The 16,566-nt window shown below is 70.9% G+C and carries 14 protein-coding genes; 6 read left to right on the top strand and 8 right to left on the bottom strand.

Annotated elements, in window-relative coordinates:
• Window positions 1-5 precede the first annotated feature (5 nt).
• The 3 genes from ACFSOX_RS01030 (at window position 6) to ACFSOX_RS01020 (ending at window position 2,786) form a co-directional block, all read left to right on the top strand.
• Window positions 6-947, top strand: a complete 942-nt coding sequence (locus ACFSOX_RS01030) for an alpha-E domain-containing protein (protein ID WP_378475935.1) — start codon at window positions 6-8, stop codon at window positions 945-947.
• 98 nt (window positions 948-1,045) lie between these two features.
• Complete coding sequence (locus ACFSOX_RS01025; protein WP_378475934.1) at window positions 1,046-1,873, top strand: transglutaminase family protein; 828 nt, start codon at window positions 1,046-1,048, stop codon at window positions 1,871-1,873.
• A 166-nt stretch (window positions 1,874-2,039) separates the two neighbouring features.
• Window positions 2,040-2,786 (top strand): proteasome-type protease, encoded by a 747-nt coding sequence (locus ACFSOX_RS01020; RefSeq protein ID WP_378476092.1) that lies wholly within the window; start codon window positions 2,040-2,042, stop codon window positions 2,784-2,786.
• A gap of 59 nt (window positions 2,787-2,845) precedes the next feature.
• On the opposite strand, the gene ACFSOX_RS01015 is transcribed toward ACFSOX_RS01020, so the two are convergent.
• Window positions 2,846-3,655 carry a class I SAM-dependent methyltransferase gene (locus ACFSOX_RS01015; protein ID WP_378475933.1) on the bottom strand — a complete coding sequence of 270 codons (810 nt, stop codon included), beginning with the start codon at window positions 3,653-3,655 and terminating at the stop codon, window positions 2,846-2,848.
• 383 nt (window positions 3,656-4,038) lie between these two features.
• Entirely contained in the window at window positions 4,039-5,505 is a 1,467-nt protein-coding gene (locus ACFSOX_RS01010; RefSeq protein ID WP_378475932.1) for a caspase family protein, read from the bottom strand.
• Window positions 5,506-5,788: 283 nt separating this feature from the next.
• Here ACFSOX_RS01010 and ACFSOX_RS01005 point away from each other — a divergent pair, with 283 nt between their 5' ends.
• Window positions 5,789-6,562, top strand: coding sequence for an SDR family oxidoreductase (locus tag ACFSOX_RS01005; RefSeq protein ID WP_378475931.1), 774 nt, complete (start codon window positions 5,789-5,791; stop codon window positions 6,560-6,562).
• A 312-nt stretch (window positions 6,563-6,874) separates the two neighbouring features.
• On the opposite strand, the gene ACFSOX_RS01000 is transcribed toward ACFSOX_RS01005, so the two are convergent.
• On the bottom strand, window positions 6,875-9,883 hold the full coding sequence (locus ACFSOX_RS01000; protein WP_378475930.1) for a hybrid sensor histidine kinase/response regulator: 3,009 nt from the start codon (window positions 9,881-9,883) through the stop codon (window positions 6,875-6,877).
• A 316-nt stretch (window positions 9,884-10,199) separates the two neighbouring features.
• On the bottom strand, window positions 10,200-10,577 hold the full coding sequence (locus ACFSOX_RS00995; protein WP_378475929.1) for a cyclophilin-like fold protein: 378 nt from the start codon (window positions 10,575-10,577) through the stop codon (window positions 10,200-10,202).
• A gap of 303 nt (window positions 10,578-10,880) precedes the next feature.
• On the opposite strand from ACFSOX_RS00995, the gene ACFSOX_RS00990 reads away from it, so the two are divergent.
• Window positions 10,881-12,131: a NupC/NupG family nucleoside CNT transporter gene (locus ACFSOX_RS00990; protein WP_378476091.1), complete on the top strand. Its 1,251-nt coding sequence runs from the start codon at window positions 10,881-10,883 to the stop codon at window positions 12,129-12,131.
• A gap of 100 nt (window positions 12,132-12,231) precedes the next feature.
• Here ACFSOX_RS00990 and ACFSOX_RS00985 read toward each other — a convergent pair whose 3' ends face one another.
• Window positions 12,232-12,720, bottom strand: a complete 489-nt coding sequence (locus ACFSOX_RS00985) for a MarR family winged helix-turn-helix transcriptional regulator (protein WP_378475928.1) — start codon at window positions 12,718-12,720, stop codon at window positions 12,232-12,234.
• A gap of 410 nt (window positions 12,721-13,130) precedes the next feature.
• Here ACFSOX_RS00985 and ACFSOX_RS00980 point away from each other — a divergent pair, with 410 nt between their 5' ends.
• Entirely contained in the window at window positions 13,131-15,128 is a 1,998-nt protein-coding gene (locus ACFSOX_RS00980) for an FAD-binding monooxygenase (RefSeq protein ID WP_378475927.1), read from the top strand.
• A gap of 11 nt (window positions 15,129-15,139) precedes the next feature.
• Here ACFSOX_RS00980 and ACFSOX_RS00975 read toward each other — a convergent pair whose 3' ends face one another.
• The 3 genes from ACFSOX_RS00975 to ACFSOX_RS00965 all read right to left on the bottom strand — a co-directional run bounded on the left by ACFSOX_RS00975 (window position 15,140) and on the right by ACFSOX_RS00965 (window position 16,548).
• Window positions 15,140-15,718, bottom strand: coding sequence for a DUF29 domain-containing protein (locus tag ACFSOX_RS00975; RefSeq protein WP_378475926.1), 579 nt, complete (start codon window positions 15,716-15,718; stop codon window positions 15,140-15,142).
• Between the two features lie 89 nt (window positions 15,719-15,807).
• On the bottom strand, window positions 15,808-16,161 hold the full coding sequence (locus ACFSOX_RS00970) for a hypothetical protein (RefSeq protein ID WP_378475925.1): 354 nt from the start codon (window positions 16,159-16,161) through the stop codon (window positions 15,808-15,810).
• Window positions 16,162-16,308: 147 nt separating this feature from the next.
• Window positions 16,309-16,548 carry a hypothetical protein gene (locus tag ACFSOX_RS00965; RefSeq protein ID WP_378475924.1) on the bottom strand — a complete coding sequence of 80 codons (240 nt, stop codon included), beginning with the start codon at window positions 16,546-16,548 and terminating at the stop codon, window positions 16,309-16,311.
• Between the last annotated feature and the right edge of the window lie 18 nt (window positions 16,549-16,566).

Here is a 16,566-nt window from a genome sequence, read left to right as displayed (position 1 = left end):
ACCGCATGCTGTCGCGAACCGCCGACAACCTCTACTGGGTCGCGCGCTACATCGAGCGTGCCGACTATCTCGCCCGCATCCTCGAGGTGACGCTGCGCCTCACCGCGCTGCCGGTCGCCTATGTGGGATCGACCAACGAATGGGAGTCGGCGGTCGCCACCGCCGGCTGCAGCCGCGCCTTCCACGCCATCTATCCGGAGGCGACCGAGGAGAGCGTCAAGGAGTTCCTCGCCTTCTCGGCCGCCAACTCGAGCTCGATCCGCAACTGCATCGAGCTCGCCCGCACCAATGCGCGCGCGGTGCGCACCGCGCTGACCAGCGAGATGTGGGACACCATCAACGGCGCCTGGCTGGAGCTGAAGCGCTTCAACCACGGCCCCGCCTCGCGTGAGGAGTTCCTGCGCTTCCTGCGGGTCGTGCAGGAGACGTCGCTGCGCTTCGACGGCTCGGCCTATCGCACCATGCTGCGCACCGACGCCTACTGGTTCTTCCGGCTGGGCTGCAACATCGAGCGCGCCGACAACACGGCCCGCATCCTCGACACCAAGTATCACCTGCTGCTGCCCGAGGACACGCATGTCGGCGGGCCGCTCGACTACTACCAGTGGGCCGCGATCCTGCGCTCGGTCTCGGCGCTGACCTCGTATCACTGGGTCTATCGCGAGAGCCTGAAGCCTTGGCTGATCGCCGACCTGTTGATCCTCAACCAGAAGATGCCACGGTCGCTCGCCAGCTGTTACGACAATCTGGTACGCTACTGCGACGACATCGCCGAGGCCTACGGCCGGCAGGGGGCGGCGCAGCGCAAGGCGCGCGGCATCCGCACCCGCTTGTCCAACCTCAAGATGGACGAGATCTTCCAGAGCGGCCTGCACGAATTCATCACCGTCTTCATCTCCGACAACAACGAGCTCGGCGGCACGATTTCGAAACAGTATCTGATGTGACGTTCGACCCGTGACGTTCGACCCGTGACATTCGCCACGACACTCGCCACGACACTCGACGTCACGTCTCCGCCGCCCGCGTCGCCACCGGCTGATCCATGCGCATTCGCGTCTCCCATCTGACGACCTACCGCTACGACCAGCCCGCCAGCCGGGTGATCCAGACGCTGCGCATGACGCCGCGGCCGCACGACGGCCAGCACGTCGTGCGCTGGCGCATCGACGTCTCCGCCGACTGTCGCCTGACCACCCAGGAGGACGCCTTCGGCAACATCACCCACGCCTTCTCGGCCGACGTGCCGACCGACCATCTCGAGGTGCTGGTGGAGGGCGAGGTGGAGACCCAGGACACCGACGGCATCGTGCGCGGCATCATCGAGCGGTTTCCGCCGAGCCTCTATCTGCGCGAGACCGACCTCACCCAAGCGGACCCGGCGATCGTCGCCTTCGCGCGCGACGCCACGGCCGGCGAGGCCGGCGGAACGATCGGCACGCTGCACGCGCTGGTCCGCGCCGTCCACGCCGAGGTGACGTTCGACACCGACCCGACCCATCCGGCGACCACGGCGTCGGAGGCGTTCAGCCTGCGCCGCGGCGTCTGCCAGGATCTGTCGCACGTGTTCATCGCGGCGGCACGCAGCCTCGGTATCCCGTGCCGCTACGTCGGCGGCTACTATTGGCGCAGCGACGGCATCACGGCCCAGGAGGCCGGCCACGCCTGGGTCGAGGCGCATGTCGCCGATCTCGGCTGGGTGGCGTTCGATCCGGCCCACGCGATGTGCGCCACCGACGCCCATGTCCGGGTCGCGGTGGGGCTCGACTATCTCGGCGCCGCGCCGGTGCGCGGCACACGCTTCGGCGGGCGCGGCGAGACGCTCGAAGTCGCCGTCCATGTCGACCAGGCGTTTCAGCAGGTCCAGAGCTGAGGACAACGGCCCACCGCCCCCGTGACGGCGGCGCGCGATCGTGCCTAGATGCGCGCCGGACCAGGAGGACTGAATGCTGCGGGCCGAACAGCGCCGGGTGATGCACCACGGCCGCGACGCCCGGGGGCGCGCCTCCGGAGGGTTGGACGCGAGGGGGCTCGACGGAATGACCTATTGCTGCGGAATCCTGGTGCGCGACGGGATCGTGATGATCGCCGACACGCGCACCAATGCCGGTCTCGACAACATCTCGACCTTCCGCAAGCTGCACGTGTTCTCCAATCCGGGCGAGCGCATCATGGCGATCGCCTCGGCCGGCAACCTGTCGCTCACCCAGTCGGTGTTGAGCCTGCTCAACGAGGGCCTGGAAAACCCGGACACCGGCGTGCGCGAGACGCTGATGAACGCGCCGACCATGTTCCAGGCGGCGCAGCGCATCGGCCGCGCCATCCGCTCGCTCGCCCACACCGAAGGCCCGGCGCTCGAGGCCGCGGACGTGAAGTTCGACCTGTCCTTCCTGTTCGGCGGCCAGATCAAGGGCGAGCGGCTGCGCCTCTTCATGATGTACTCGGCCGGCAACTTCATCGAGTGCACGCGCGACACGCCCTATCTGCAGATCGGCGAGCACAAGTACGGCAAGCCGGTGCTCGACCGCGCCATCACGCACGACAGCGACCTCTACGACGCGCTCAAGGTCGGACTGATCTCGTTCGACTCGACCATGCGCTCGAACCTGTCGGTCGGCATGCCGCTCGACACGCTGGTGGTGCGGCGCGACGCCTGCACGGCCGAGCTCGCCTACCGGATCGAGCCGGAGGAGCCCTACTTCCAGGATCTGCGCCGGCGCTGGTCGGCGGCGCTGCGCGCCGCGCATCTCGACATCCCCCGCCCGCCCTATCTGGACCGGATGTAGCGCCCTCGCGCCCGGCTGCCGCCGCCGGCGTCATACCGACCATGTCACATCGGCCGAGGTCATACCGGTCGGGTCAGGGCCTTGAGGGCGGCCGACAGGTGGCGCCGGACATTCAGCACGCGACGCAGCGGATCGGCCGTGCGCGCGAGCGCGGCGTCGCGGTCCTCGAAGGCGCCGGGACCGCCGCGCGGCGCGATGGTCGCGATCCGGCTCGGCGCCGCCGCGTGCGGCGCGAAGCTCACGGCGGCGAGATCGGACGGCCCGACATCGTCGCGCAACGCCAATCCGGAGAGCTGACGCCGCGCCCGCCAGCGCCCCGCGTCGGCCGCCGGCAGCTCGGGCTTCTGCAGCACCGCGACGGCGTCGTACCAGATGTTGCTGCGATAGACCGGGCGCCGCTGCACGTTGGTGTCCACGACCGTCAGGCCGCTCGCATGGGCGAGCGCCGGCAGGCCGTCCGGGTAATAGCGGAAACAGTCCTCCGGATAGCGATGGACATGCCCGGCGCTCGGCGCCGCCAGGAACGCGAGCCCGCGCGGCCGAAGAACCCGGGCGATCTCCTGCACGACACGCCAGGGATAGCGGGTGTGCTCGAGCACCTGGCTGCACAGCACGACGTCGCAGCTGTCGCCGTCGATCTCGCGCCAGTCGTAGCCGTCGGCGAGCACGACATCGACGTTCGGCCCCGCCGTGATGTCGGCGCCCCGATACGTCCAGCCGCGCGCCTCGATCGCGGCGCGGTGCGTGCCGGTCTCCGGGCCGCCGATCGCGCAGCTTCCGACGTCGAGCACCGCCAGCGGACCACCCGCGCACGGCGCGAGGTAGACGTCGAGAAACACCAGGAACTTGTCCATCGCCGAATCGTGCATCGCCGCGTCGCTCCTCTGATCCGCGACACAGCCCTACGTCGACAGACACAATTCAGCAATATCGAGACACATTCTGGGGTGGGGATCTCGGCCGGCGGAAATCGATCGCCGCAGGCCGGCGGCATGTCTGAAGCCTCTCCTTCGTCGTGCTTCGCCCAGGCGAGGACGCTGCATGATCTTCTTCGTCCCGCGGCGCGGACCGCCGGTCCGCGAGCCCGGGATCCATATCCCCTGTCTCGGTGGCTCACGAGACACAGGGCGTATCGATCCCGGGCGTGACGCTCGCGCGCCGCGCCGGGACGACAGACAGGCTGTTCAGCCGGCCACCGCCGCGCCCGTGCGAACGCGGGCCGGTCTCTGCTGTCGCTTCCCTGCCCGGCGGCTCACCGTCGGCCGAACCCGCCGAGCATCATGTTGAAGATCGGCGGCGGGCTGTTGTAGCGGGCGCCGCCCCCGCCGCCCCCGCTGTTGCGGCGCTCGCGCACCACCACCTTGCGCTCGGCCCGGCGGCTCGGCTTGGCGACGGCAGCAGGATCGTCGACCGCGGCCTCGGCGATGTCCTCCTTCAGGAGCGCCTGGTGCTGCGGGCCGTTGAGATAGCCCGAGGCAGGATAACCGCGCGCCGTCTGCCAGCGGGTGATCACGGCGCGGGTGTCGTCCGTGAACTTGCCGTCCGCCTTGGTGTCGAAGCCGAGCGCGGTCAGCCGCTTCTGCACGTCGCGCCGCTTGGCCTTGGTGAGGCCGAGCTTGTCCTCGGTGGCGAGGCTCGCCTCGGCCGTGAACAGCGCCGGGTCGGTCGCTGCCGCCGCCGCCTTCGGCTTGGCGGGTTGCGACTGCAGCGAGGCGATGCGGGCGAGCGCGATCGGGCGGAACTGGCCGTTCGGGAAGTTCAGCAGATAGGCGTTGAGCTCCTCGGGCTTGTTGGAGTCCTTGATGGTCCGCCAGAACTCGAGCTCCGCCTCCGACACGGCCGAGCGGGTCGGGCCGGACGTCACCGCCGCCGCGGCGGTGCCGCCGGACGGCGCCGGGTCGATCGCGGCGAGCGCCGGCGCACCCGTCGGGTTCAGGTAGACGGAGCCGGTGAGATTGGTGTGGCCCCACGGAAGCTGCTGCTTCTTGGTCTCCTCCGAGACCTGCGCCCGCACCCGGGTCATCGCCTGCTGGATCTCGATGCCGGGCGTCGCGATATGGGCGAGCAGCGCGCGGGTGAACGGGCTGTTGCCGCCGGTCTCGCCGTCGAGCGCGGTCTGGCCCGGGCCGGTCGCGAAGGCGATCAGGGTTCCCTCGCCCGACTTCATCTCGGCGAGACCGGACGACACCACCACGTTGCGGGTGCGGGTCGCCGAGCGGATCTTCGCCGCGAACGGATTGTCGCGGCAGGCGTCGAGCAGGACGAGCTTCACCTTGGCGTCGCTCATCGTCTGGTCGAGCGTGACATCGACGTCGATCGCCGCGCCGAACTTCACGTCCATCTCGGACTTGAGGTCGGCGTCGACCGGGATCAGGTAGTTCTTGCCGTTCACGGCGATGCCGTGTCCCGCGTAGAAGAACACGGCGACATCGGCACCCTGGGTCGACAGCGCGAAGTCGCGCAGCTTCGCCGTCATGGCGTCGCGGCCGAGATCCGTGCCCTCGACCACCTCGAAGCCGGCGTTGCGCAACAGGCTCGCCATCGCTTTGGCGTCGATCGCGGGGTTCGGCAGCGGGTCGACCGACTTGTAGGCGCCGTTGCCGACCACGAAGGCGACGCGCCGGTCCGCCTTTGCGTCCTCGGCCGCGACGGCAGCGACGAGGAGAGTCGCGAACGCGCACGCGACGAGACGCAAGGATGTCGAGGTGAGGTCGCGCATGGCCGGCACTCCGCCTTGTGGTCCGATTCGTGGTGCGCCTGGTGGACTTCACCGTGTGGCGCCCCACTGCGGGGGCATCGCGGATGGGATCGCGGTCGCGGGACGCCGTCCCCGAGCGGATCCGCACTGCACTGCGGGGAGCATACGTCACTGTCGCCACTGTTTGAAGACTATGTCGGAAAAGCGACCGATCACGTTTAAGATCAGAGCCGCCGGCCCGGTCCCGGGTCCGGACGATCCGAAAAAAACCGTTCCACGACAACCAGCCCGACGGAGGAAAGCCATGAGCACGGGGGCGACGCATGCGAAGATCGCGGTGGTGACGGGCGCCGGAACCGGAATCGGCCGCGCCGCCGCCCTCGCCCTGATGGCGGGGGGCTTCACCGTGGTGCTGGCCGGTCGCCGGCCCGAGATGCTCGAGGAAACCGCGCGGCTCGGCGCCGAGACCGGCGGCAGGAGCCTCTGCGTCCCGACCGACGTCTCCGACCCGGCCGCCATCAAGGCGCTGTTCGCAACCGTGCGAGAGACCTACGGGCGGCTCGACCTCCTGTTCAACAATGCCGGAATCGGGGCGCCCGCCGTGCCGATCGAGGATCTGCCCTACGAGACCTGGCGGAAGGTGGTCGACACCAACCTCACCGGGCCGTTCCTGTGCATCCAGGAGGCGGTGCGGATCATGAAGGCGCAGAGCCCGCGCGGCGGCCGCATCATCAACAACGGCTCGATCTCGGCCCATACGCCGCGGCCGCGCGCCGTCGCCTACACGTCCACCAAGCACGCCATCACGGGCCTGACCAAGCAGGTCGCGCTCGACGGTCGGCCGTTCGACATCTGCTGCGGCCAGATTGACATCGGCAACGCGGCGACGCCGCTGACCGAGCGGATGGCGCAGGGCCAGGGCGTGCTGCAGCCGGACGGCGAGTCGATGGTGGAGGCCCGCATGGACGTCGCCCATGCCGGCCAGGCGGTCGCCTACATGGCGAGCCTGCCGCTCGACGCCAACGTGCTGTTCCTCACCGTGATGGCCAACCAGATGCCGTTCGTCGGGCGGGGGTGAGCCGCCATCGGCCGCTGCGCACCCTGAGAGACGAAACGACGGTCCCGGTGCTCGCCCTCGTGCCCCGGGCAGGGCGTGGCAGGCCTTCGGCCTGCGGCGTCGCGGAGCCGGGGCCCAGCGGCGCCACGCCGAGCGCCACGCCGAGCGCCCCCACGGGGGCCGCACGACCCTGCCGCACGGCCGAGCGTTCGCCGCCCGCCGCGTTCGATCACCCCTGGAGCCCGGTTCAAGGCGCGTCGCGCCGCGCCCGGGACACGAGGCCTTCGCCGAGGCCGCACAGCGGAGCAGCGCGGTTCTGGTGACCGGCCCGCATCAAGCCGCGACGCCGGGCGCCGACGAGGCGCCGGCGTCGCGGTCGATCTGCACGACCACGCCGCCGAGCTCCTCGAACGCGGCCGTGAGCGCTTCGATCTGGCCGTCGAGGTCGCGGCTGCGGCCGGCGCGGGCATCCTCCTCCAGCCGGGCGGCGAGCGCGGCGAGGCGCGCGAAGCCGAGGGCGCCGGCCGCCCCCTTGAGCGTGTGCGCCTCCTGCTCGAGGCCGGCGGCCCCGGCGGCGGCATGCGAATGCAGCCGCGCGAGTCTTTCGCGCGCGTCGGTCAAGAAGGCCGCCAGCACCTTGCGGGCGCCGTCCGTCCCGATCTCCGCGCCGAGCCGGGCATAGGCGTCGCGGTCGAAGGCCGGCCGATCGGTCGGGGTCGGCTCCTCGTGCGGCACGGCGGGGTGGCCCGGATCGCCGGCGAGAGCACCGGCGGACGGGCGGCGCGCGGCACGGTCGCGCTTGGCGAGGAAACGGCGGATCGACGCCTCGAGCCGGTCGCGGGTGATCGGCTTGCCGACGAAGTCGTCCATCCCGGCCCCCCGGCAGGTCTCGGCGTCGTGCTTGAAGGCGTTGGCGGTCAGGGCGATCACGTGGACGGCGCCGGCCGGCGGCGGCAGGGCGCGGATCGCCCGCGTCGCCTGCAGACCGTCCATGCCCGGCATCATCATGTCCATGAAGACGAGGTCGTAGCCACCGCTCTGCACGGCGGCGACGGCAGCGGCGCCGTCGGCGACGAGGTCAATCGTGAAGCCGAGCCCTTCGAGCAGCTTCTGGGCGACGAGCTGGTTGGTCGGATTGTCCTCGGCCACCAGGATGCGCAACGGCGTCGCGTGGCCGAGGGGCGGCGGGTCGCCGTCGGGCGCGACCCCGCTCGGCTCCCCCCCGCCGGTCCCGGCCAGGATGGCGTCGCGCACCGCCTCGAAGGCGAGCGGCTTGTGCAGCATCGCGTCGAAGCCGACATACGGCGGCTGCGTCGTGGCGGCGTCCGCGAGAAGCACCAACCGGGCCGCGGCCATGCACGGCTCGGCCCGCAGCGAGCGGACGATCTCGGCCGAGGCGACCGTTTCGTCGATGACGATGCAGGTGAAGGGATGCGCCGTGACGGCGGCGTTCCACGCCATCGAGACGCCGAGCTCGCGGGTGTTGGCGGCGCTCGCCTCGGCACCGAGCAGCGCGAGCTGACGCACCAGCGCGGTGCGCGACACCGGATTGCGATCGACGACGAGGATGCGCGGCGCATCGGCCGCCATGCCGCCGAGAAGCGGCGTCTCGGGATCCTCCAGCGCGAGGTCGAGGCAGACCCGGAACGTCGACCCGTAGCCGGCGGCGCTGTCGACCGTGATGCTTCCGCCCATGTGCTCGACGAGGCGCCGGCAGATGGCGAGGCCGAGGCCGGTGCCGCCGAAACGGCGCGACACCGAGGTGTCGGCCTGGTAGTAGGCGGTGAACAGCCGCTCCATCGCCTCGGCCGGGATGCCGATGCCGGAATCGACGACGTCGAACGCGATGCCGACCCGCCGCGGCGTCTTCGACGCCACCACCGACACGTCGACCGTGACGCCGCCCATGTCGGTGAACTTGAGGCCGTTGGTGATCAGGTTGAGCAGCACTTGGCGGATGCGCGCGGGATCACCCACCACGGTGCGCGGCAGATCGGGCGTCAGGACCACGGCGAGGGCGAGGCCCTTCTGGGCGGCGCGCGCCGCGACGCCCCGCACCGTGCCCTCGACCAGGCGAGCGAGGTCGAACGGCACCGCCTCGAGCTGCAGGCAGCCCGCGTCGAGCTTGGAGAAGTCGAGCACGTCGTCGACGATGTGCAGAAGGTGCTCGGCGGACTCGCGCAGTGTGACGGCGAAGCGCGCCTGCTCTCCCTCGAGGCCGCTGTCGATCAACAGCCCCGACATGCCGATGACGCCGTTGAGCGGGGTGCGGATCTCGTGGCTCATCACGGCGATGAAGTCGGATCGCGTGCGGGCCGCCGCCTCGGCCGCCGCGGTCGCCCGCTGCAGGCCCCGCTGGTAGCGTTGGAGCAGCACAATGACGCCGACGATGATCAGCGTGAGCACGGCGGCGGCGACGAGGTAGCCGATGCGGTTGCGCTCGGCGGCGGCGAAGATCTCCTCGTCGGCGAGGCCGACCAGCACGAGGAGCGGCAGATCCTTGACGGCGCGGTAGCCGTAGGTGCGCGGGACGGCGTCGACCGGACTGCGCGATTCGTAATGGCCGACCGGCGTCCGCATCACGGTCGAAAAGAACGGGCTGCCGGCGAGCTTGAGGCCGATCACCGGCTCGCCGCTGCCGACCCGGATGCGGAGCACGCCGTCGGTGCCCACCAGCGAGATGACGCCTTTGCGTCCGAGGTCGATCGAATCGTAGAAGCGCGACAGATAGGCTGGATCCATCGACACCACGGCGACGCCGCGCAGGCCGCCGTCCGGTGCCGAGATGCGCCGCGAGAGATTGATGGTCCACTTGTTGCTCACGCGGCCGAACACCGGCTCGCTGATGAACAGCACGTCCTCGCCACCGGCCAGATGGACCCGGACATGGGCGCGATCGGAGAGATCGACCCGGGTGCGCCCCTCCGGATCGAAGTTGCTCATCAGGAAGCGACCGGTGGCGTCGATGATCGAGACCTGGACCGTGAAGTCGTTCGCCGCCTCGCTGACCCTCGCCCAGGGCCGGACGTCGAACCCGACCGGATCGCGGGCATAGAGCTCGCGCACGAACAGGAGCGTCTGGTCGGCCGCCCGGATCGAGCGGACGATGTGCTCCTCGAAGGCGCGGGCGAGATTGGCGGTGGTCTGCCGCGCCTCCTGGGCGGCGGCCCGGCGCTCCTCGTGGATGCCGTAGAGAGCGCCGGCCCAGATCGCGGCGATGCAGACGAGCCCGAGCAGCACGACGCCGTGGCGGCCGAGCCGACCGAGCCGCAGCCGGCCCGGCCATTCTCGGCCGAAAGCTGCGTCGAGCTTCGACAGGCCCTCGGACAGTCGCTTCGTCAAGGCGGACATCTCGGATTCTGCCGGGTCCATTTCCTCCGCCGTCCGGCGGATCGTCCCCGCGCTTCTGCGGGGGTGTCGTCGGCGCAACATGCCGCCGGTGCCGGCACGGAACCGTTAATGCCGCGCCGACAACGAGGGGTTTATTTTCCGACGATTGACGAGCCGTTGCCGCGGTCGGACGAAATATCGCCCGATCGGACGAGAATTCGCGGGGCGCATCGCCCATCCGGACGACAAAGGCCGAAGGCCGCCCGGTGGCCGGCCGAGCACCGGCTGAGCCGGAGCGGTGGTGCCGGCGGACGCGGGCCGTGGTCCCTCAATCGAGCCGGATCACCGTGACGCGCGCCCCCGCGGCGACGGCGGCGAGCGTCCTCACGTCGTCGTCGGCGCGGGCGAACAGGTTGCACGGCGCGGCGAGCCGGGTCTCTCCGTCCTGGCTGATCGGGGTGCGGCCGTAGCCGATGACGATCGCCGGCCCGTCCGGCCAGTAGGCGATCTCGCCCGGGGTGACGACGGCACGCGCCGCCGCCTCGCGAGGCGAGCGCACCGGCACCTCGAAATAGACCTCGTCGCCCCAGGTCAGCACCGAGGCCGTGAACGGCAGCGCCTCCAGCACGGCCGTGGCGGTCGGGCTGTCGTCGAGCAAGGTGGCGTCGATGGTCAGCAATCCGAAGTCGAAGCGAATCCGAGCCATTGCGGGTCTCCGCTGGCGGCAATGCCGCAACCATAACACGCCGGCGCGCCGCCGTCGGCCGGACCCGGGTGCTGCGACGTCGGAGCGCTACGCCGGAGCCCGGCACCTCCACGGGCGGCCCCGACAGGCCTGTCGGCGGGACCGGCCCGGGCGCGGTATCGAGGTGGCGCCGGCGCGCACGAATCCTGCTTTGATCGTCCCTGCGCGGACCGACCGGCGCGGACCGACCGGCGGGGTCCGACCGGCTTCGACCGCCCCGAACCGCGCCCCACAGCCGCCCTGGGAGCTCCAGCCGTGCCGTTCCTGCCGCAGCTTCAATCGGCCTTCGGGCTCCTCGTCCTGCTCGGCCTCGCCTTCGCGATCAGCGAGGATCGCGGCGCCGTGCGGCCCCGCACGGTGGCGCTGGCGCTCGCCCTGACGGTCGGCCTGGCGCTCTTGCTCCTGAAAGTACCGGGCGTGACGGCGGCGTTCTCGGGGATCGCCGCCGGGGTCGACGCCGTCGCGGCCGCGACCCGCGCCGGCACCGGCTTCGTGTTCGGCTATCTGGGCGGCGGTCCCCTGCCCTTCGACCCGAAGACGCCGGGCGCCGATTTCGTGCTCGCCTTCCAGGCGCTGCCGATCGTGCTGGTGGTCAGCGCGCTGACCACGCTGCTGTTCCACTGGGGGGTGCTGCAGCCGGTCGTGCGTGGCTTCTCGCTCATGCTGGAGCGGACGCTCGGCATCGGCGGCGCCGTCGGGCTGTCGACCGCGGCCAACATCTTCGTCGGCATGGTCGAGGCGCCGCTGTTCATCCGGCCGTATCTGGCCGGGCTGACGCGCGGCGAATTGTTCATGGTGATGACCGGCGGCATGGCCGGCATCGCCGGCACCGTGTTCGTGCTCTATGCGACCCTGCTGCGCGACGTGGTGCCGAACGTCGCCGGTCACCTCGCCGTCGCCTCGATCCTCGGCGCGCCGGCCGCCATCCTGGTGTCGCACCTGATGGTGCCGGACCCGGCCGGCGGCACCACCGCGGCGCCCACGACCGCGCCGGCCAAGATCGCCGACAGCACCATGGACGCGATCGTGCGCGGCACCACGGTCGGGCTCGAGCTGCTCCTCAACATCTGTGCCATGATCATCGTGCTGGTGGCGCTCGTGCACCTCGCCAACGCGATCCTCGGCCTGCTGCCCGACGTGATGGGCGCGCCCGTGACGCTGCAGCGCGGCCTCGGCCTCCTGATGGCGCCGGTGTGCTGGCTGCTCGGCCTCCCGTGGGATCAGGCCGTCACGGCCGGCGGGCTGATGGGCATCAAGACCGTCCTCAACGAGCTGATCGCCTATGTGGAGCTGTCGAAGCTGCCGGCTGACGCGCTCGATCCGCGCGCGCGCCTGATCCTCACCTACGCGATGTGCGGCTTCGCCAATTTCGGCAGCCTCGGCATCATGATCGGCGGGCTCGCCGCGATGGCCCCCGAGCGCCGCGACGAGATCGTGTCGCTCGGGCTGAAGTCGATCGTGTCCGGCACGCTCTCAACCTGCGTGATCGGCGCGACGGTGGGGACGATGGTGTGAGGACGCGGGCGAAACGAACGATCCGAACCATCCGAACGATCCGCGTGCATGTCCGGACTGCCCGACGGTCCCGGCGTCCTCGGCCGTCGCGCCACCCGGGCTACGGGCGGCCCCGTGCGGCGCCCTGGCCCACCATCTCGCGCCGCGGCGCACGGCTGAGATCGTTGCCCCCGGCGACCGCCTTTTGCAGCAGGCGAACGAGGTCGCGACCCTCCTGCGCCGTGAGGCCGCGCAGCATGGTGCGTTGGGCCGCCGCGACCGCCGGGCCGATCGCACGCAGCGTCTTCTTGCCGGCCGGCGTGAGGGTGAGGACGCGGGCACGGCGGTCGGTCGGGCTTTCCTCGCGCACCGTGAGGCCCTTCTGCACCAGCCGGTCGACGACGCCCCCGATGGTGGTGCGATCGTAGGCGATCAGACCGGCGAGACCGATCTGATCCGTTCCAGGGTGCGCATCGAGCGCGGCGAGCGCCGCGTATTGCACGGGCGTGAGGTCGAAGCCCGCCTTCTCCACCTCGGCGACGAAGCAGGCGACCGCGATCTGCTGGAACCGGCGCGCCAGATGGCCGGGCATGTTCTTGGGATCGTCCATGCGGGTCTCGCTCGTCCAGCGCTGGTCACGGTCGGGTGTCGCGCGATTGACAGCATACTGATCGTCAGTATGCTGATCAATAGACGCCGAACCGGGCGAACGCGCAAGCACGGCCGACCACCGGCAGGTCGCGGGTGGTTCCGACTCGGCCCCGTCATCCGGAGGTGCTCGCGAAGCGAGCCTCGAAGGATGAACGGCCCCGTCGCCGGCCGCCGCCCCACCGTTCTCGGGCTCGCCCGGGATCGACATCTTACGTCGGCAAGTCGGCAGGCCGACTTGCCGTGGCCCGGCGGCGTTTACGTTCGGGCCGCGCGAAGCGCGAATCCGAGTGCCGGGCACCTCAGCGTGACGGATCGAGACGGAATTTTCAAAGGCGGCCATCGGACAAGAGTCCGCCGACGGGAGGACGCATGCAGTTCCATCAGGACGGCTTCGTGCCGGGCGATCCGGCGATTTTCGACCCCGCCGAGCGATATCCGGCGGTCGCCGGCGCGCAGGGGCCGCTCCCTGCCGCGGTCGACGTGCTGATCGTCGGCTGCGGGCCGGCCGGGCTGACGCTCGCCGCCCAGCTCGCGGCGTTCGCGGACATCGAGACGTGCATCGTCGAGCAGAAGAGCGAGCCGATGCGGCGCGGCCAGGCCGACGGCATCGCCTGCCGCACCATGGAGATGTTCAACGCCTTCGGCTTCGCCGACCGGGTGCTGAAGGAGGCGTGCTGGATCACCGAGACGACGTTCTGGCGGCCGGACCCGGCGGCATCGGAAAAAATCGCGCGCAGCGGCGTCGTGCAGGACGTCGAGGACGGGCTCTCGGAGTTTCCGCACGTGGTGCTCAACCAGGCACGTGTGCACGACTTCTATCTGGAGCGCATGCGCAAGTCGGCCGCGAAGCTCGAGCCGTTCTACGCGCGGCGGGTCACGGGCCTCGTGCGCGACGACGACGGCGTCACCGTGACGCTGGAGCGCACGGGGCCGGACGGCACCGCGACCGGCGTGGTCGAGACCGTGCGGGCGCGTTACGTCGTGGGCTGCGACGGGGCGCGCAGCGCCGTGCGGACGGCGATCGGGCGCGAGCTGGTCGGAGACTCGGCGAACCACGCCTGGGGCGTTATGGATCTGCTCGCCGTCACGGATTTTCCCGATATCCGCTGCAAGGCGCTGATTCAGTCGGCGCACGAGGGCAGCATCATCGTGATCCCGCGCGAGGGCGGCCATCTGGTGCGGCTCTATGTCGAGCTGACCGCGCTCGACGCCGGCGAGCGGGTCGCGGCGCGCAACATCGGGCTCGACGCGCTGATCGCCAAGGCGCAGCGCATCCTCCATCCTTACAAGCTCGACCCGAAGGAGGTGCCGTGGTGGTCGGTCTACGAGATCGGCCAGCGCCTCACCGACAAGTTCGACGACGGCCCGGACCGTGACACGCCGGACGCCGCCGGCCACGGCGTCGCGAGGACGCCCCGCGTCTTCATCGCCGGCGACGCCTGCCACACCCACAGCCCGAAGGCCGGCCAGGGCATGAACGTCTCCATGCAGGACGCCTTCAATCTCGGCTGGAAGCTCGCCGCGGTCTTGCGCGGACGCAGCCCCGAGGCGCTGCTCGCCACCTATTCGGCCGAGCGGCGCGCCATCGCCAAGGAGCTGATCGACTTCGATCGCGAATGGGCGGCCCTGCTCGCCTCGGCGCACGCCGACGGCCGCGAGGTCGATCCCGAAGCGACGCGGCGCTACTTCGTCACCCACGGCCGCTACACGGCCGGCACGGCGACCCGCTACGCGCCGGCGCTGCTGACCGGCGACGGCCGACACCAGCATCTGGCGACCGGCTTCGTGGTCGGAACGCGCTTCCACTCGGCGCCCGTGGTGCGGCTCGCCGACGCCAAGCCCATGCATCTCGGCCACGTGGTCGAGGCGGACGGGCGCTTCCGGATTTTTGTCTTCGCCCCGGCCGGCGACCTGTCCGCCGAGGATTCCGCGGTGCGGCGGCTGTGCGACCGGCTCGCCGACGATCCGGCCTCGCCGGTGCGGCGACACACACGCGCCGACGAGGACATCGACGCCGTCATCGACGTGCGGGCGGTGTTCCAGGAGCACCATCGCGCCCTCGACATCGGGGCGCTGCCGGCCCTGCTGCTGCCGGCCAAGGGCCGCTTGGCCTTGCGCGACTACGAGAAGGTGTTTTGCGCCGACCATCGGGCCGGCCCGTCGGGCGGGCTGCCGGCGCAGGACATCTTCGAGATGCGGGGCATCGACCGTACCGCCGGCTGCGTGGTCGTGGTGCGGCCGGATCAGTACGTCGCCCAGGTGCTGCCGCTCGATGGCTACGCCGCCCTGGCCGCGTATTTCGACGGCTTCATGCAGCCGCAGCACGCGCCGGCCGCGCCTCGAATGGCGGAGGCCGTCGGCGCATAGGCCCGCCCGGCTCAGGCGGGCGCCGACGGCGGTGCCTGCAGCCGCGCCGCCAGGAGGGCGGGATCGATCCGCTCGCCCAAGAGGTCGTCGAGGCCGAATGGCGACGTCTCGGGAAGGCCTGCGCTGAACGCGGCGCTTTGGGTGCCTCGTGTACTCCGCCTCATGCTGTCCCGGGCCGAGCGCCAGATCGCGTCGATATCGATGCGCTGTGCCATGGATGGCGCATATCGATCGACCAGCTCGGAATGGAACGTGACGATCTCACCCTCCCAGTGACGCACTGCGTCCGATTGCGGCTCGATCGCGAGCTTCATCTGGTGGAGAAGGATTTGCCGGATCTGGCTCTTCACGGTGGCGAGCTCGGACCGTCCCACGCTCTCGATCTCCTCGGCGACGTTCGCGATGTCGAGGTCGTTCGGGAGGTCGCGGCGGTGGCCGAGTGCGCGGATCACCGCCGCCTGCTGCTCGGACCACAGCAGGATGTCCGCATCGTAGAGGGTCGGCGCGTCGACGGTCGGCCCGTCTGCCGACGTCGCACGAGCCGTTCGTGCTCGCGTCGCCTGCGCCTTGGTCGGGATGTCGTGGCTCATGCCGGCTCCGCCCGGGCCGCCCCGCCGCTCGGTGTTGCGTCCGCCATCATAGCAGAGGCGCCGTGCGGCGGCGTGCCGACGTCAGTGCCCTACTCCACGCCCTGCGCCATCAAGGGGGCCTTCCCGTAGAGCGGGTCGGCGATCGCGGTCGCCGGCGCCTGCGGCGTGCCGGTGAGGTGCGGCGAGAACGCCTCGAGGTCGTAGGGCCTGGCCGGGCGCACCAGCGTCACCGGCCCGAGCAGATCGGTCGCCTGGAGGGTTCCGAGCCGCAGCGGCGCGGCCGGCGCGAACCGGGCGGTCGGCGGTCCGACCTCGGTCCAGCCGAGGCCCGCGGTCCGCTCGCCGGCAGCCGGCATCGCGTCGCCGGCGACGGCGGACACCGCGCCCAAGACGAACAGAACGGCGGTGGCGAGCAACGACGCGCGCAGCGGGGACGAGACCATCGGTACGACTCCGGATCGGTTTCGAGATGTCGAGTCTAGCCCGGTCGGCCCCGGTCCCCCGAGTCACGTATGCGTGTGTGCACGCCCAGGCGCTCGTCGTCCGGAATCGTCATCCTCGCTCTGCGGGAAGCCTGCGATCGACGGCGCTCAGAACCAGCCGAGCGCGTTCAGCAGGTGCCGGCCGAAGCTGGTGCCGGTGTGGGTCGCGGCGAGACAGCGTTCGCGCTGCGCCCGCGCGCCGGCGTCGCCGCTGTAGTCCGCATTGGCGATGTGGCAGAGCCCCTGCGCGTTGGCGGACCGGTAGGTCTCCAATTCGACGATGGTGCCGGCGAAGGTCCAGGACAGGATCGCCAGCAGCGCCACCAGGACGGCGAGAAGGTGCTTCATCGGGGGTGTCCTTCCTGC

This window comes from Rhodoplanes azumiensis, assembly GCF_042682915.1.
In the GTDB taxonomy this organism is placed as follows: Bacteria; Pseudomonadota; Alphaproteobacteria; order Rhizobiales; family Xanthobacteraceae; genus Rhodoplanes; species Rhodoplanes azumiensis.
The sequence above is the reverse complement of the archived record's forward strand: the minus strand, read 5'-3'. Positions and strand labels throughout refer to the sequence as shown.

Excerpts from the sequence above, each read along its gene's own strand:
- ACFSOX_RS00970 (WP_378475925.1), bottom strand. The coding sequence starts at position 16,161 with ATGGTCTCGTCCCCGCTGCGCGCGTCGTTGCTCGCCACCGCCGTTCTG.
- ACFSOX_RS01005 (WP_378475931.1), top strand. The coding sequence starts at position 5,789 with ATGAGCACGGGGGCGACGCATGCGAAGATCGCGGTGGTGACGGGCGCC.
- ACFSOX_RS01010 (WP_378475932.1), bottom strand. The coding sequence starts at position 5,505 with ATGCGCGACCTCACCTCGACATCCTTGCGTCTCGTCGCGTGCGCGTTC.
- ACFSOX_RS00995 (WP_378475929.1), bottom strand. The coding sequence starts at position 10,577 with ATGGCTCGGATTCGCTTCGACTTCGGATTGCTGACCATCGACGCCACC.
- ACFSOX_RS00975 (WP_378475926.1), bottom strand. The coding sequence starts at position 15,718 with ATGAGCCACGACATCCCGACCAAGGCGCAGGCGACGCGAGCACGAACG.
- ACFSOX_RS00985 (WP_378475928.1), bottom strand. The coding sequence starts at position 12,720 with ATGGACGATCCCAAGAACATGCCCGGCCATCTGGCGCGCCGGTTCCAG.
- ACFSOX_RS00965 (WP_378475924.1), bottom strand. The coding sequence starts at position 16,548 with ATGAAGCACCTTCTCGCCGTCCTGGTGGCGCTGCTGGCGATCCTGTCC.
- ACFSOX_RS01025 (WP_378475934.1), top strand. The coding sequence starts at position 1,046 with ATGCGCATTCGCGTCTCCCATCTGACGACCTACCGCTACGACCAGCCC.
- ACFSOX_RS01015 (WP_378475933.1), bottom strand. The coding sequence starts at position 3,655 with ATGCACGATTCGGCGATGGACAAGTTCCTGGTGTTTCTCGACGTCTAC.
- ACFSOX_RS00980 (WP_378475927.1), top strand. The coding sequence starts at position 13,131 with ATGCAGTTCCATCAGGACGGCTTCGTGCCGGGCGATCCGGCGATTTTC.
- ACFSOX_RS01030 (WP_378475935.1), top strand. The coding sequence starts at position 6 with ATGCTGTCGCGAACCGCCGACAACCTCTACTGGGTCGCGCGCTACATC.
- ACFSOX_RS01020 (WP_378476092.1), top strand. The coding sequence starts at position 2,040 with ATGACCTATTGCTGCGGAATCCTGGTGCGCGACGGGATCGTGATGATC.